This window comes from Trinickia sp. (assembly GCF_051953405.1).
In the GTDB taxonomy this organism is placed as follows: Bacteria; Pseudomonadota; Gammaproteobacteria; order Burkholderiales; family Burkholderiaceae; genus Trinickia.
The window spans coordinates 86,446-100,800 of sequence record NZ_JBQCIV010000007.1 but is presented as its reverse complement, the minus strand read 5'-3'; the positions used below and the strand labels follow the sequence as shown (position 1 = coordinate 100,800).

Sequence of the window (14,355 nt, the reverse complement as noted above, 5' to 3'; positions counted from 1 at the left end):
AGGGTGCGGATCGGGATACAGAAACATCGCGTATCCCTTTGTCGGATATAGTGTCGGCGCTCTCCCTCGAAAAATTTCTCCCACCGTCCACAATATCCGCGCGCCTCATTCGTCTTCAGGCGCATGGAACCGCCATTCACCTCGGATGCGATGAACGAACGAGACCGCGACATGACCGCGACGATCGTGCGCGAGCGCACGAGGCTCGGGAATTTCATCCGTCGCCGGGTACGCAACCCGAGCGACGCCGAAGACATCCTGCAGGACGTGCTCCACGAATTCGTGCAAGCCTACCGTCTGCCGGCGCCGATCGAGCAGGCAAGCGCGTGGCTTTTTCGCGTCGCTCGCAACCGCATCATCGACGCTTTCCGCAAGAAGAAGGAGCAGCCGCTTGTCGACCTGTCGAACGGCGACACCCCAGCGGATGACGACGATTACAGGCTGGATCTCGCTCTGCCCGCTCACGATGCGGGTCCCGAGGCCCTCTACGCACGCAGCATCTTGCTGGAAGCGCTGCAAGCCGCGCTCGACGAGTTGCCGGCCAGCCAGCGCGAAGTATTTATCGCGCACGAATTGGAAGGACGAAGTTTCAAGGAGATGGCGGCCCAAAGCGGCGTGGCAATCAATACGCTACTCGCCCGCAAGCGCTACGCGGTGCTGCATCTGCGCGAGCGGTTGCAGGGCACCTATGACGAACTCGATATCTAAGGGAGAGGATCGATGAAATACCGGAAGATGAAATGTGCCGGAATAGCCATACTCGTACTCGTGGCGATTGCTGCGCTTGGATGGGGCGTCACGCTTTTATGGAACTGGGTCATGCCCGCGCTGTTCGTCGGTGCGCGTACGATCGATTTCCCGCATGCACTAGGCTTGCTCGTACTGAGCCGGATCTTATTCGGCGGATTTCGCGGCCACGGCGGGCTCTGGCGCCACAGGCGTCACTGGCGCAAGTGGGAGGCGATGACGCCCGAGGAGCGCGAGCGTTTCCATTCGGCATGGCTCGCGCGGCGCGAAACGCCGGAGAGGCAATGACATGCGCGAGACATCGGCGACTATTTGCAAGCAGCCAGCCGGCGCGATCGTGCCGGCTGTCGATCTGCGCCGCTGCGAGGGCAAGGGGGATTGTGTCGCTGTCTGCCCCGAGAATGTATTCGAGATCCGGCGCATCGACGCCGCCGATTACCGCGGGCTCGGCGCGCTGCACCGGTTCAAGCTGCGCGTGCATGGCATGCAGGTCGCCTACACGCCGAATGCGCAAGCATGCCGTTCGTGCGGGCTGTGCGTGACCGCCTGTCCCGAGCGGGCGATCAAGCTGACCCGGGCGCGATGAGCGATTCGCTTTCTCACAACGGATGATTACAGTCCCGCCACGCACGTGTACTTCAGCACGGTGTAATCGTCTATCCCGAACCGCGATCCCTCTCGCCCTAGCCCGGATTGCTTTACGCCACCGAAGGGCGCCATCTCATTCGAAATTAGCCCGGTGTTGACGCCCACCATCCCGTATTCGAGTGCCTCGGAAACTCGGAAGACGCGGCCCAGATCGCGGCTGTATAGATAGCTCGCCAAACCGTACTCCGTGTCGTTCGCAAGCGCGATAACCTCGCTCTCCGTACTGAATCGAAACAGCGCCGCGACGGGCCCGAACGTCTCTTCGCGCGCCACCTTCATAGCGCTCGTCGCACCCGATAATATGGTCGGCTTAAAGAACGTTCCTCCCAGTGCGTGCAATGTCCCTCCGGTCAGTAGACGCGCGCCCTTCTGTAACGCATCTTCGATATGTTCCTCGACTTTTTCGACGGCGGAGCGATCGATGAGCGGACCTTGTGTAACGCCGGCCTCCTGGCCATTGCCGACCGTCAATGTCTCGACGGCGGCGGCCAGCCGCTGCGCGAACACATCATAGACTCCGTCCTGCACATAGAATCGGTTCGTGCAGACACATGTCTGCCCCGCGTTTCGAAACTTACTGACGATGGCCCCTTCCACAGCCGCATCGATGTCGGCATCGTCGAAAACGATAAACGGCGCATTTCCTCCCAATTCCAGCGATACTTTTTTCACCGTCGATCCGGCCTGCGCCATCAAACTGCGCCCTACCTCGGTCGATCCTGTGAACGAGAGCTTTTTCACGAGCGGGCTTGTCGCGAGTACTGAGCCAACCTCACCGGCCGAACCTGTCACCACCGAAAACACACCGGGCGGAACGTCGGCGCGCTGAGCTAGGACCGCCAAAGCCAGCGCCGATAAAGGGGTTTGCGATGCCGGCTTGACAACGATTGGGCAGCCCGCCGCTAAAGCGGGACCGGCCTTACGCGTAATCATGGCGAGCGGGAAATTCCATGGCGTGATGGCTGCGCACACACCAACCGGCTCGCGGGTCACCAGAATTCGTTTATCCGCCGAGGGTCCGGCAATCACGCTTCCGTCGATACGTTTTGCTTCCTCTGCGTACCATTCGAGGTATGCAGCCGCATAGCGTACCTCGCCACGTGCCTCGTCGAGGGGCTTTCCCTGCTCGGACGTGATGATCATGGCGAGGTCGTCGGTATGTTCGAGTACGAGCTCGTACCAACGGCGCAAAATTCCGGCGCGCGCCTTGACCGGTGTCCGCCGCCAAGCCTGCGCGGCATCGGTTGCGGCAGCGATCGCTTCGTTCGTTTGCGCCGCGCCCAATCGAGGCACCGTGCCGACAATCGCTCCCGTAGCCGGATTCGTCACCGTGATGACGCCGCCCGCACCCGCCGCCCTCCATTTTCCGCCAACGAATGCATCGCCGCGCAGCAACCCAGAGTCCTTCAATAGCATGTTTCGAGTCTCCAATCTTGTCGATTTCACCGCTTGTCCGTTGCGAAGGCCACTGAACGAAGGATGCAGTTCTCCTGCTCGATCAGCAGCCCACGCACATTCTTTCGAAAATCCGCAAACTGCTCGTCTGCCATGAGCGCCGCGCGGCGTGTCTCGCGGTCGGCAAAATTCTCGTAGCGCCACAAAAAAACCAATTGGTTCAAGCGGCCGACTTCCGATTGAAAGCAACCGACCATCGGCCCAAGATGGCGTTCCTGCGGCGCGCGCCCCAGCGCCTCGTACTGCGCGATGTATTGCGCAATCCCACCGGGGATCAACGTATACCTGCGTTCTTCCAATATCACAGCACCTCCTTCGGAAGATGATTCTCTGATCGAACCTGTGCAGCAAATGCGCGTGTGACTTCGGCTAGCGAAGCTTGAGTCGCAAGCGCCGCAACGTAGCGATCCGGACGAATGATCGCAATGGTGTGCCCTTGTTGCTCAAACCAAGGCTCCAGCACGTTTTCTAGGTCTTCGACGCACGTCGTTGTCTCCGATCCGAGGCGCCTTTCTGCTCGCGACGGGCCGCTGCGCGAACGCTCCACGCGAATGAATGCGGCATTCATGGACACCCAAAACGCTCGGGTTTGTTCGTCGAGTGCGTCATACGGGTCGACACGCCAGCCGACGAGCGCAAACCACGGCCCCAGCACTTCGTCGAACTTGCGCTTCTCGCCAAGGGCTACTTCGACGTCGGGCTGAATGAACATTCGGCCAACCGCCGTATCTGCCGAAGCATGCATCGGGTCGACAACCAATCCCCGGTTGTAGCGAGGCATCGGCTTGAACTTCATCTGCAGCACGTAATTGCGCACCACGCCGAGCGAACCGACGGACTTGAAAAACACGTCGCGCAAGAACGCCTTGAGAGGGTTCGTCGGCATCAGGATCCGGCCAAATGTATCCGCCAGATCGATCATCGCTTTCGCGTGGTCACGTCGTTCGGTTTCGTAGCTTGCGAGAATCGACGGATCCATTTGGCCTTTGACAACCGCCGCCAGTTTCCATGCGACGTTACCCGCGTCCCGCAGGCCGATGTTCAATCCCTGGCCGATCCACGGCGGGCTCAGATGAGCGGCGTCGCCTGCAAATAGCGTCCGCCCGACAATGAAGCGATCCGCCACCCGCGAGTGATGCGTGTAGATTCGGGCCCGAATGACTTCCAATTGCTCTACGTTTCGTACGTACGGCGCAATCAGCGCCTTGATAGACGATGGCGCGACGAGCTTATCGGGGTCCTCGTGCGGGAACACCATGAATTCCCAGCGACGATAACCGAATGGCAGGTGGATACATACGTTGGGTCGCCTTGGGTCGCAATGCAAAGCGGTGTAAGGTGCGTTCAGGTCCGCGTTGCGCACATCCACGACCAGCCATTTGATCGGGTGCGTATTGCCCAATAAAGTCACGCCGAGGAAGTCTCGAAGTTTGCTACGCCCGCCGTCGGAAGCGACGCAATAGCGCGCCTCGATTTCGTGCACACTTCCGTCTCGGTCGGTAACGGTAAGCGTGACGCCCTGGGCCCCTTGGCGATGCGATGTGACCTCGGACCCCAGCCGTGTCGCGACATTGGGAAAGCGCATCAAATGCACTCGCAGCGTTGCCTCCGCGAGCTGCTGCATGAAGACGTTTCGACGATACCATCCGAATTCCCGTGTGCCCGGATGCACATCGGCGAACCGCTCTCCCCTCGCCGTAAACATTTTCAACGAGACGTTCTGGATCATCTCGTCGAGCAGCGCATCGACCACGCCTGCTGTCTGAAAGACCCGCAACGCTTCATCGTCCATGCCTACCGCGCGAGGGTACGGGAGAATCTCGTCGCTGCGGTCGATCAGAACGGTATCTACCCCGTACATGCCGAGCAGAATGGCAACCGTGCATCCGACCGGGCCGGCGCCCACGATGGCCACATCGGTTCGTACCTTTTCCATGATGTCTCAGCTCAAGCGGCGTGCCCGGCTTCCACCTTCCCGAGGAAATCGCCGAGCGCAACCGCGAAAACGTTGCTGTTGTCGTCGTGGACGTAGTGCCCGGCATCGGGAATCTCGCGCCACGTCATGTTTGGATTCCGCCCACACATCTCCAACACCGTCGAATGCGGCAAGAAATCCGATCGCTGGCCGCGTATGACGAGCGCCGGGCACCGGATGCTTTGCACCGCCGGCCATAGATCGACGCCAAGTTCCGGGCGCCGTGCGAGCTGCAGGCGCGCATGGCCAATCCCTTCGGCGTCGTACTTCCAGACCACGGCGCCATCGTCGCGTTGCCGCAAGGTGTACCTGAGACGGGAGTTCAAGGCCTGCTCGGAGATATCCGGCCTCTTGTCGCGCCAAAATTTCCGCGCGGCATCCCAATCTGCGAACAGCAAAGGCGTGGACTCGATTTCTCGCACGATGCGCTCGGCACCCGCCGTCGCATTCGACGACCCGGGGCCAATATCTTCGATCACGAGCGCTCGCACTTTCGCGGGGTGACGCGCAGCGTAGACCATGGCGTTGGTGCCGCCGAGCGAATGTCCGACCAAGACGAACGATTCGATCCCGAGGTGCGTCACCAAGGCTTCGAGATCCTCCACATAGGCCGGCGTGTAATAGTTTCGCTGCGGGTCCCAGTCGCTATCGCCTCGACCGCGCTGGTCGAGCGCGATCAGCCGCCAGTGCGCGCAAAAGCGTTCGGCCGTCGGCTCCCATGTCATCGCATAGCTTCGCAAGCCGTGCAGAAGAATGATCGGGGGGCCCTCCTTCGGTCCCCATTCGACATAGCGCAGGGTTAGCGCTCCGCTGCGAAACTCGCCTTGACGAGGTTGGCACTCGTTCATCGTCCGTCTCTCTCGTCTCGCCCCAATCAATGCAATCCGTCGTCGCCACGGATCTCCGACGCCTTGATCCCGCCGAGCCGTGCGTGCAGCCGGCCGCGCGAGGCGAATGCGAATGCGATCACCACTTCGTCGCGGTTCGGCGCATCGGCAAACATCGTCGATACGGTGTCATAGTGAGAGCGCACGTAAAGCGCATCCTTATGAGCGAGCGGAATGTCGATCACCGTATTGACGCCGCCGCGCTTGCCGGTCGACGGCACCCATGCCTTGCCGCCGCCAACCGCATCGCGTACCGGGTCGGCAAACACGCTGGTGAGGAATGCATTACCGTGCTCGTACTCGCCGTCTGCTCCGACGACGCACGCTTTACCATAGCTCTCCACTTTGTCGTCGCCGAGCAGTTGCCGGATACGCCGCGCAAATTCGTGCCCAAGCGCGGGCGAGGCATTCACGACCTCGCTCAGATCGTCCACGCTCCGACCGGCAAACGGATTGAGAATCACGGCCGCAATCACGATTTTTCGCAACGGAGCGCCATCGGCATGTCGGCCGCTCTCGTTGGTGAGCGTGTCTTCGATCTGGGTGTACCACTTGCGAACTTGAAAGCCTTCGAAATTCGGAGTTGTCTTCATGGGTCGTTACCGGTTAGTCGAATAGGGGGGTCAGATCGAACGGCTCGCTGGGCGCGCCGTATTCGTGAAGAAGGCGTTTTCCTTCGGCATCGTCGAAGCCCAGGTCGCAAAAGAACTCGAGGCGATTACCGTCGGGATCGTTGAAATACAATCCGTAGCCGATCTTATGGTCGGTGGTCTTGACCACTTCGACGTTCTTTCGAATCAGCATCCCGTACAGGCGCCGCAAGTAAGTCACGTCGCAGCCGATTTCGAGACCGTAATGTTGCAGACCGCGCTTGATGGGCGGCCTCGTCTCATCGGTGGCGATCAGCGCGATGTCGTGATGCTTGGTGCCGAACGACATGAACACCCAGTGTTCTCCGCGCGCAGTCTCTTCCATGCCGAGCACTTCTTCGTACCACTTGCCGGAGGCGATCGGGTCGCGAACGTAAAGCGCGATATGTGTGCGTCTAACGTTGGGTTTTTCCATGTGCGACCTCAGTGGTGTTGAGGAGGATTGTCGACCGTGAGCACCGGTGTCCAAGTCACATCGGTGATCTCACTGAATTCACGCCACTCCTTGAACCACGTCTGACCGCCGTCCTCGCTTCTGAAAAGATGTCCGTACTTCGAGCCCGCGAACATCAGTTGAGGGTCCGCGTCGTTGACGCCCACAGCCCAAAACGCGGAGTTCGGCGTCTGCGTCAACGGGACTTCCGCCCACGATTCGCCGAGGTCCGTCGACCTGAGCACCTTGCTCGTATGCCCAGGCGTCGAATCCCCGATCACCAAAAATGCGTCGTTGCTCTTAGGCCGGACTCGTACCGTGCGCGCGTAGCGCAGTGTCCATTCTTGCTTGGCGTTCAACCCCTTCCACGTCTTGCCGTCGTCTTTCGAGACATAAACGGCATTGACAACGACAACGACCAGCGTTTGCGGCGGACCGGGAATAAACGTCACGCAATGGATGTCCGAATTCGCAATGCCGCCGCGCTGGCCGTCTATGCGCTCCCACGTATCGCCGGCGTCTCGACTCCGGAATAAGCCGCCCTCCTCGATACCGAACCACAGATGGTTCGAATTCGACGGATCTATTGCGCAGGTCAGCACGCGGGGCTTGCTCACGCCCAAGCAGTGTTCCGGAATTTCGGGCGGCAGCTTGGTCCAATGTTCGCCCCCGTCCGTCGAGCGGAAGAATCCCGCACGCGACGGCGCGCCGGTGCCGCACAACATGTGGCGCGGATTGCTGGGATCGAAGCAGATCGACCATACGGTCTGCCCATTTAGAATCGAATCGACCCGCTTCCAATTGACGCCGCCGTCGGTGCTCTTGCAAAGTCCCGCATCGGCACCGGCGAATACGACGTGGGGGTTATCCGGATGCACGGCTAGGCTTCGCACCACCCCGTCGAACTCAATGTCTTGGCCCAAGTCGAGGCGCTTCCAGCTCTTCCCATTATCGGAACTGCGAAGTATTCCCTGCCCGGCAGTCGCAACAAGAATCGTTTTGTTCACTCGCCGCTCCTTATTACAGAAAAATGCCCCGGGTGATTCCCCCGTCCGCGCCGATCGATTCTCCGGTGATCGCTCCCGCTTTGGGCGACGCCAGGAACGTCGCGATCCACGCCATTTCCTCGGGCTGAAGCACTCGACGAATGGGCGTGACCAAGATGTAGTTCTGCTCCACTTGTTCGGCCGTGAGCCCCTGTTTTGCGGCCTCTTTCTCGTACAGTTCGTGGATATGCGGCGTCTCGACCACGCCTGGATGCATCGTATTGACCGTCACGTTGAACGGGCCCAACTGATCCGACAGGACTTTCGTCATGTGGACGATCGCCACATTGCGCATGCCCGACAGCTGTTTGCTGCCGCGCCCCGTCAATCCGCCGATATTGAGGATGCGGCCGTACTTCTGCCGCTTCATGATCGGGGCAACGGCTTTCGCGCAACGGAAGTAGCCGACGACTTTGATATCGATGTCTTTCAGCAAGCCGTCCGCGTCCGCGTCCTCGACCTCCGAACGCACGAGCCCACCGGGATGAGCCGCACCGTTAATCAAGATGTCGATGCGGCCAAAGCGTTTCACTGTGGCATCGACGCCCGCCTCCACCGATTCCGTGTTCGAGGTGTCGACCGAAACGCACGTCACCTCTCCCGAGCCTGCGGGCAAGCGCGAACGAATTTCCGCCGCGGCTTCTTCCAGATGCGTCATGCGCCGTGCGGCAAGAACCACATTCACGCCTTCGGCGGCCAATTGCTCCGCGATGGCCTTGCCGATGCCCATGCTGCCCCCCGTGATAAAGGCCGTCTGGCCTTTCAATTCCAAATCCATTTCGCGCTCCTACTCAATCCATGTTGATCCAAACACTCTGCGTTTCGAGGTAGTTTTCGATGCCCTTTCGGCCGAGTTCGCGCCCCCATCCCGATTCTTTGAAACCGCCGAATGGCGACGCCGGATCGGTCACGTTGTAGCAATTCACCCAAACGGTCCCCGCTTTGAGCCGAGCCGCCAGCCGATGTGCCGCCTTCACGTCGCGAGTCCACACCCCCGCTGCGAGGCCGAACGGCGAATCGTTTGCGCGATGGACGAGATCGTCGATGTCGTCCCAAGGCATCGCGGTCAACACCGGCCCGAAGATTTCTTCCTTGACGATCCGCGCGGCGTCGCCCGTTTCGACGAACACGGTGGGTTCGAAGAAGTAACCGTTCGGCCTGTTTTGCGGTCGGCCGCCTCCGGTGACCGTCACGCCGCCTTCGCTACGGCCGATGTGTACGTATTCGCTCACTTTTCGATGTTGTAAGGACGAAACGAGTGGCCCCATCTGCGTGCCGGACTCGAGTCCAGGACCGATTCGAATCGATTGCGCCTTCGCGGTCACGTCGGCGATCACGCGATCGAAGTGCTTTTTGTGGATATAGAGTCGCGAGCCTGCCGTACAAACCTGGCCTTGGTTGTAGAAGATCGCCGCCGCTGCCGCTTCGGCGACGTCCGCCGGGTCGGCATCCGGCAAGATGATGTTAGGCGACTTGCCGCCAAGTTCGAGCGTGACGCGTTTGAGCGAGTCCGCGCACTGCTTGGCGATTGCCTTGCCCACCTGGGTTGAACCCGTAAATGCGATTTTGTCCACGCCGGGATGCGCGACCAGTGCGGCGCCAGCAGTTGCGCCGCGCCCCGTTAAGACGTTGACGATGCCCGCGGGAAAGCCCGCCTCAAGAATGAGTTCCGCCAATCGCAATGCGGACAGCGGCGTTTGCTCGGCGGGTTTTAAGATACAGCCGCAACCTGCGGCCAGTGCGGGCGCCAGTTTCCATGCCGCCATCGATAGCGGAAAATTCCATGGCACGATGAGTCCGCATACCCCAACAGGCTCGCTACGCGTGTAGTTGAGCAGCGCACGGCCGCCGCTCGGCGACACCGGAATCGTGGCGCCTTCGAGCTTGCTCGGCCAGCCGGCGAAGTATCGAAACAGCTTCGCGGTGCCCGGAACGTCGCCGTTCAACGCGGCTGAAAGCGGCTTGCCGTTATCGAGCGATTCGAGTTCGGCCAATTCCTGCGCATTGAACTCGATCAAATCGGCCAATCGATTGAGCAAACGGCCCCGGTCGATCGGCGTCATTCGTCGCCAGGTACTCGATTCGAACGCCACGCGCGCGGCACGCACCGCCGCATCGACATCGGCCTGCCCTGCATCGGCTACGCAAGTGATCGCCGTGCCGCTTGCCGGATCCAACGTCTCGAACGTTGCACCATCGGCAGCCTCGCGCCAGTCGCCGCCAATAAAGAGTCGATGCTTGCGCAACGCAAAACGACGCGCTGCATCGCCGACAAGAAGACTCCAATCGCTAACATTTGCGGACATGTTCGAATCCCGTATTCGTGCTTACCGATGGCGATGCTCAGGGAAGCATCATTTCAATCAGGAACGGCCCGCCTTGATGTTCGAGCGCGTCGGTCAGAGCCGACTCCAGCGCGCGAGTACTCGAAGCGCGTACGGCCGGCACGCCATATCCCGCGGCAAGCGCCATCCAATCGAATGGCGGGTTGTCGAGTTCGGTGAGCGCGCGGGCTCGGGGGCCGAAATCGACGCTTCCCGCTCGACGCAATTCCGTTTGCAAAATGCCGTAGCGGCGATTGGAGGCGATGAGGATGACGATGGGCAAGCGTTCGCGTGCCATCGTCCATAGCGATTGGATGGTGTACTGCGCGCTGCCGTCCGATTGCAGCGCAAACACGCGGCGGTGCGGGCATGCGATAGCGGCACCGAGTGCAACAGGCAAGCCTTGCCCGATTGCTCCACCCGTATTCGTGAGGATCGTATGACGAGCGGCCGATGCGGAGGCGGTGACGAACGGATATCCGCAGGTTCCGCCCTCCACCGATACGATCGCTTCGTCGGGCAGCGCATTGGCCAGCACCTTGCCGATCGTCGCGGCATCGAGCACAGCGTCGGGAATCGCATACCGGGCCGTCGGCTTCCCCGAATCCGCGGCGTCCGCCCCCAGGCGCTGCGCCAAGCTGAGCAAGGCGCGCTCGCCGCACTCGGCGACATCGGCGAGGACCATCAGCCGGCGCTCGTCGACAAGCATACTCGGCAGCCCTTCGTAGCCGAAGTAGGCGACGGGTGCAATCGTCTCCACCAGCACGACGAGATCGGCCGCGTCGAGCTGCTCGATGGCCTTTTCGGGAAAATAGGGCAACCGGTCGATGTCGGGCAGGCCACCGCCGCGCTCGGTGCGGGCGGGAAAAGTCTCGCTGAAGAAACGGGCACCCGAGGCTGCGCCAATGCGGCCGGCAGCACGCTGACCGCACTCGGACAGCGCCCCGCCACCTAACAAGAACACGACTTTCTGGCCGGCCTCGATCGCCCGCGCCACCGCCTCGACGCGTGCTTCCTGAAAGCCTCGCTCGCGGCTGCTCGGCCGCGCTTCGCCTGCGCGCGACACGGCTGGCGCCTGCTGATAATCGACCGGAAAAACGAGCGTCGCGATGCTTCCGGGCGCACTCATTGCGGCATTGAACGCGTCGATCGTGTCGGGCTCGATGTCTGCCGGCGATTCGATGGTTCGTACCATCGCGCTAACCGGCCGGGCCAGAGAATGAATATCGGAGGTCAGCGGCGCATCGTATTGGAGGTGCCAACTGGCATGATCGCCGACGATGTTGACGATCGGCGTACGAGCGCGCCGCGCGTTATGCAAGTTGGCGATGCCATTCGCGAAGCCTGGCCCGAGATGCAGCAGCGTCAGCGCAGGCTTGCCTGTCATACGCCCATAACCATCGGCCGCGCCGGTGCATACGCCCTCGAACAAGCCCAGCACGGCACGGATGCCGGGAACGGTATCCAGTGCGGCAACCAGCGGCATCTCCGTCGTACCCGGATTGGCAAAGCAAACCTCGGCACCCGCGTCGCGCGCAGCCATGAGCATTCGCTCGGCACCGGTCGTTTCATCCTGCTCGAGCTGCGATTCCTGCGATACGGGATTGATGGTTTGCATCGTGTTGTCCATGTTCGAGGTAGCGGGGCACTGCCGTCTCCCCATCAAGTCGAAGCGATGCTAATCCCACCATTAGAGATTGTCAACGTCGTAATTGGGCTCAAATCTTCCTCTTCGTCGCTCACGAATCTCCGAATTCGGAATTGATGGACACGCGACGATAGAAACGGATTGGGGTTTACGTCATGGTGACCGCGCCCCGGACGACTTCGGCTGTCCTGGGGCCCCCGACCGGCACGCGCGGACACGTGCATTCCTCGCGGGGGCTTTGCGCATCGAAATCGATGCAGGCATCATTCGAGGCGGCGCCGCGCGTTGGGATCGCGCGAAGCCCGATCAACCCGTCCGGCACTTGCCGGCATTGACCAACCCACAGCCAGAAGCGATAGAAACGCCATGTCGAGTCTCACCCGGATGCTCTCCATCCTCGATCTGTTCTCCTCGACCGCGATGTCGATGACTGCGGAATCCATCGCCGAGCGCATGGGCTTTACACGGACTACCTGCTATCGATACGTCAAGGAGCTGACCGAAGCCGGGCTGCTCAACAATGCCAACGGCTTCTACTCGCTCGGCGCGCGCATCATCAACCTCGATCGGAAAATGCGCGAGTCGGATCCTCTGCTGCAAGCCGGCATCCCGGAGTTGAAGAAACTCGTGACGAGCACCAGCGGCGAGGGACTGATCTCGACGATGTACGACGAGCAGATCATCAACATCCACCACGAGAGCGGCCCTGAGCATCTCAACCTCGGGTTCGGCCGCGGCCAAGTGATGCCTTTGATGAGGGGGGCGTCGTCGAAAGTGATCATCGCGACGATGAGCCGGGCGCGACTGAAGCGCCTCTTCGATCGTCATCTATTGGCGGGCGACCCAGCGCTCACCGACGACTGGAGCACGCTGTGGCGGTATTGCCAACAAATCATCCAACAAGGGTATTGGGTGTCTCACGAGGAACTTCACAAGGGTCACGTAGGCATCTCCGCGCCCATCCCTACCGGCGAGAACAACGAAGCCACTTCGAGCTTGACGCTGATCTTCAAGCGCGAACACTACGCCCTGTTCAACGAGTCCGCGCTGGGCACTGCTCTTTGGAATGCCGCAAAGTCGATTGGCCGCAAGGCGTATCCGACAGCCTCAGGCTCCGGCAAGCGCTGAGGGGCGACCTGCCGCACGCGGCGGGGGCCAAGCCGCCTAACGAAAACACCTAGGTGCGACGAGTTGACTATCCTTTATTTCGGGACTATCGTCGCTTCACACTCAGGCTTTCCTCGCCGGTAACCAACCACAAATCCTGCGTTTCGGGATTTATGAAACAGTCACCGGGGATTACGTCAGACGAATCGCTTGGGGTATTCGGTCCCGTGAAACACGCCAGCGCCGAATGCGCGCGACGCTGGCAAGTGCGCTCGCCTGCTCCTGCTCGCGCACAGGGACAGGCCTTGTCATAGGGAGTCAACGTAACACCGAGACCGACCATGAATCCGCGCGCCGAGACGCTCCGTTTTTCAGATGTGTTCCTCCATTCGCAAGCCATTGCGAACTGGACTCAGCGTTACGATCAGATCAGCCCCGGTTCGGCCAGCACCACCTTGCGTCAAGTTTCCGGGCAACGCTTTCACGTCTTTCACGAGCAGCTCAATCAGCGCGTATTGCAGCAAGGCCGAGCGCCGCGGGAGCGACTGTGCTTCGCGCTGCCCGCCGTCCGCACGGTCGCGCCCGTCGTCCAGGGCCGCGCCGTGAATTGTTCCAGCCTTCTGACGCTACGCGGCGGCGACGAATTTATCGTGCACTTGCCGTGCGACACGGACGTCATCGCATTCACGATCGACCGGAGCCTCGCCGAGGAACACGAACATACGGCACTGGCGGCGTTGCCCGACCGAATTCTTTGCAACCCCGTATTGCCCGTATCCCCCACGCGCTATCAAACCGCGGCCGACAACCTGCAAAACCTGCTCCGCCTTGCACTGGATAGCGAATCGCTCATCGGCCGCGAGCGATTTCAGGAAAAGTTCCTCGCCCACGTCGTCGCCGGCATCGTCCTAGATCTAATGCAAGAGGACGACAGTGCAACGGGTGCGCTACCGCATATGTCGACCCAAAGCTATATCGTCTGGAAAAGCCAGGAAATTGCGCTCGAAAGCGACGACGCATTGACGGTGCTCGATCTTTGCCGCCATTTGAAGGTCAGCCGCCGGACGCTGCAGTACAGCTTCCAAAATATCGCCGGCACGACCCCCACCGCCTATCTGCGTTCGATCCGCTTGAACGCTGTTCGTCGCTTCCTGATGAGTACGCCGGCATCCGTGCGTATCGGCGACGTCGCTGCGCAATTCGGCTTTTGCCACTTCGGGCGTTTTTCATCGTACTACCAGCAGCATTTCCATGAGTTGCCTTCTCAGACCGTGCGCGCGTGAAGCCCGACCAGCCATCCGCAGCGTCGCGCCGAGGCTCCGGGAAACTCCTAACCGCCTGTGAACGCTTGGATTGCCGATAGCGGACAAAACGAGCCTTCGCCGCGCCGTAGAGTAAATCGCACTTCTGGGATACCGCGCATTCGGTCTCGCAG

Annotated in this window: 15 protein-coding genes; 5 read left to right on the top strand and 10 right to left on the bottom strand. The window is 60.8% G+C overall.

Features of this window, described 5'->3' with window-relative positions; all coding sequences use genetic code 11:
* Positions 1–123 precede the first annotated feature (123 nt).
* The 3 genes from ACTHN9_RS01605 to ACTHN9_RS01595 are packed head-to-tail and all read left to right on the top strand — an operon-like array spanning position 124 to position 1,333.
* On the top strand, positions 124–708 hold the full coding sequence (locus ACTHN9_RS01605; protein WP_440535000.1) for an RNA polymerase sigma factor: 585 nt from the start codon (positions 124–126) through the stop codon (positions 706–708).
* Positions 709–720: 12 nt separating this feature from the next.
* The gene (locus ACTHN9_RS01600; RefSeq protein ID WP_440534999.1) at positions 721–1,035 is read left to right on the top strand and encodes a hypothetical protein; all 315 of its coding nucleotides are present in this window, start codon (positions 721–723) and stop codon (positions 1,033–1,035) included.
* 1 nt (position 1,036) lies between these two features.
* Complete coding sequence (locus ACTHN9_RS01595) at positions 1,037–1,333, top strand: 4Fe-4S dicluster domain-containing protein (RefSeq protein WP_440534998.1); 297 nt, start codon at positions 1,037–1,039, stop codon at positions 1,331–1,333.
* 26 nt (positions 1,334–1,359) lie between these two features.
* Here the strand turns inward: ACTHN9_RS01595 and ACTHN9_RS01590 are convergent, their stop codons facing one another.
* The 10 genes from ACTHN9_RS01590 to ACTHN9_RS01545 are packed head-to-tail and all read right to left on the bottom strand — an operon-like array spanning position 1,360 to position 11,783.
* The gene (locus tag ACTHN9_RS01590) at positions 1,360–2,811 is read right to left on the bottom strand and encodes an NAD-dependent succinate-semialdehyde dehydrogenase (protein ID WP_440534997.1); all 1,452 of its coding nucleotides are present in this window, start codon (positions 2,809–2,811) and stop codon (positions 1,360–1,362) included.
* A gap of 26 nt (positions 2,812–2,837) precedes the next feature.
* Positions 2,838–3,155, bottom strand: coding sequence for an NIPSNAP family protein (locus ACTHN9_RS01585; RefSeq protein ID WP_440534996.1), 318 nt, complete (start codon positions 3,153–3,155; stop codon positions 2,838–2,840).
* Positions 3,152–4,786, bottom strand: a complete 1,635-nt coding sequence (locus tag ACTHN9_RS01580) for a bifunctional 3-(3-hydroxy-phenyl)propionate/3-hydroxycinnamic acid hydroxylase (protein ID WP_440534995.1) — start codon at positions 4,784–4,786, stop codon at positions 3,152–3,154. Before ACTHN9_RS01580 ends, ACTHN9_RS01585 begins: the two co-directional genes overlap by 4 nt.
* 11 nt (positions 4,787–4,797) lie before the next feature.
* Positions 4,798–5,673, bottom strand: a complete 876-nt coding sequence (locus tag ACTHN9_RS01575) for an alpha/beta fold hydrolase (RefSeq protein WP_440534994.1) — start codon at positions 5,671–5,673, stop codon at positions 4,798–4,800.
* 26 nt (positions 5,674–5,699) lie between these two features.
* Positions 5,700–6,305, bottom strand: coding sequence for an amino acid synthesis family protein (locus ACTHN9_RS01570; protein ID WP_440534993.1), 606 nt, complete (start codon positions 6,303–6,305; stop codon positions 5,700–5,702).
* Between the two features lie 13 nt (positions 6,306–6,318).
* On the bottom strand, positions 6,319–6,777 hold the full coding sequence (locus ACTHN9_RS01565; RefSeq protein ID WP_440534992.1) for a VOC family protein: 459 nt from the start codon (positions 6,775–6,777) through the stop codon (positions 6,319–6,321).
* Positions 6,778–6,785: 8 nt separating this feature from the next.
* A complete protein-coding gene (locus ACTHN9_RS01560; RefSeq protein WP_440534991.1) occupies positions 6,786–7,802 on the bottom strand; it encodes a WD40/YVTN/BNR-like repeat-containing protein in 1,017 nt (338 codons plus the stop codon).
* 13 nt (positions 7,803–7,815) lie between these two features.
* Complete coding sequence (locus ACTHN9_RS01555) at positions 7,816–8,619, bottom strand: SDR family NAD(P)-dependent oxidoreductase (RefSeq protein ID WP_440534990.1); 804 nt, start codon at positions 8,617–8,619, stop codon at positions 7,816–7,818.
* A gap of 13 nt (positions 8,620–8,632) precedes the next feature.
* A complete protein-coding gene (locus ACTHN9_RS01550) occupies positions 8,633–10,147 on the bottom strand; it encodes an aldehyde dehydrogenase family protein (RefSeq protein ID WP_440534989.1) in 1,515 nt (504 codons plus the stop codon).
* A 37-nt stretch (positions 10,148–10,184) separates the two neighbouring features.
* Complete coding sequence (locus ACTHN9_RS01545; RefSeq protein WP_440534988.1) at positions 10,185–11,783, bottom strand: acetolactate synthase large subunit; 1,599 nt, start codon at positions 11,781–11,783, stop codon at positions 10,185–10,187.
* Between the two features lie 414 nt (positions 11,784–12,197).
* Between ACTHN9_RS01545 and ACTHN9_RS01540 the strand changes: the two genes are divergently transcribed.
* Entirely contained in the window at positions 12,198–12,941 is a 744-nt protein-coding gene (locus ACTHN9_RS01540) for an IclR family transcriptional regulator (protein ID WP_440534987.1), read from the top strand.
* Positions 12,942–13,261: 320 nt separating this feature from the next.
* Positions 13,262–14,203: a helix-turn-helix domain-containing protein gene (locus ACTHN9_RS01535; RefSeq protein ID WP_440534986.1), complete on the top strand. Its 942-nt coding sequence runs from the start codon at positions 13,262–13,264 to the stop codon at positions 14,201–14,203.
* Positions 14,204–14,355: the final 152 nt, after the last annotated feature.

Coding starts and splice junctions, on each gene's coding strand:
- ACTHN9_RS01545 (WP_440534988.1), bottom strand. CDS start 11,783: ATGCAAACCATCAATCCCGTATCGCAGGAATCGCAGCTCGAGCAGGAT.
- ACTHN9_RS01600 (WP_440534999.1), top strand. CDS start 721: ATGAAATACCGGAAGATGAAATGTGCCGGAATAGCCATACTCGTACTC.
- ACTHN9_RS01605 (WP_440535000.1), top strand. CDS start 124: ATGGAACCGCCATTCACCTCGGATGCGATGAACGAACGAGACCGCGAC.
- ACTHN9_RS01590 (WP_440534997.1), bottom strand. CDS start 2,811: ATGCTATTGAAGGACTCTGGGTTGCTGCGCGGCGATGCATTCGTTGGC.
- ACTHN9_RS01595 (WP_440534998.1), top strand. CDS start 1,037: ATGCGCGAGACATCGGCGACTATTTGCAAGCAGCCAGCCGGCGCGATC.
- ACTHN9_RS01540 (WP_440534987.1), top strand. CDS start 12,198: ATGCTCTCCATCCTCGATCTGTTCTCCTCGACCGCGATGTCGATGACT.
- ACTHN9_RS01580 (WP_440534995.1), bottom strand. CDS start 4,786: ATGGAAAAGGTACGAACCGATGTGGCCATCGTGGGCGCCGGCCCGGTC.
- ACTHN9_RS01575 (WP_440534994.1), bottom strand. CDS start 5,673: ATGAACGAGTGCCAACCTCGTCAAGGCGAGTTTCGCAGCGGAGCGCTA.
- ACTHN9_RS01535 (WP_440534986.1), top strand. CDS start 13,262: ATGAATCCGCGCGCCGAGACGCTCCGTTTTTCAGATGTGTTCCTCCAT.
- ACTHN9_RS01570 (WP_440534993.1), bottom strand. CDS start 6,305: ATGAAGACAACTCCGAATTTCGAAGGCTTTCAAGTTCGCAAGTGGTAC.
- ACTHN9_RS01550 (WP_440534989.1), bottom strand. CDS start 10,147: ATGTCCGCAAATGTTAGCGATTGGAGTCTTCTTGTCGGCGATGCAGCG.
- ACTHN9_RS01565 (WP_440534992.1), bottom strand. CDS start 6,777: ATGGAAAAACCCAACGTTAGACGCACACATATCGCGCTTTACGTTCGC.
- ACTHN9_RS01555 (WP_440534990.1), bottom strand. CDS start 8,619: ATGGATTTGGAATTGAAAGGCCAGACGGCCTTTATCACGGGGGGCAGC.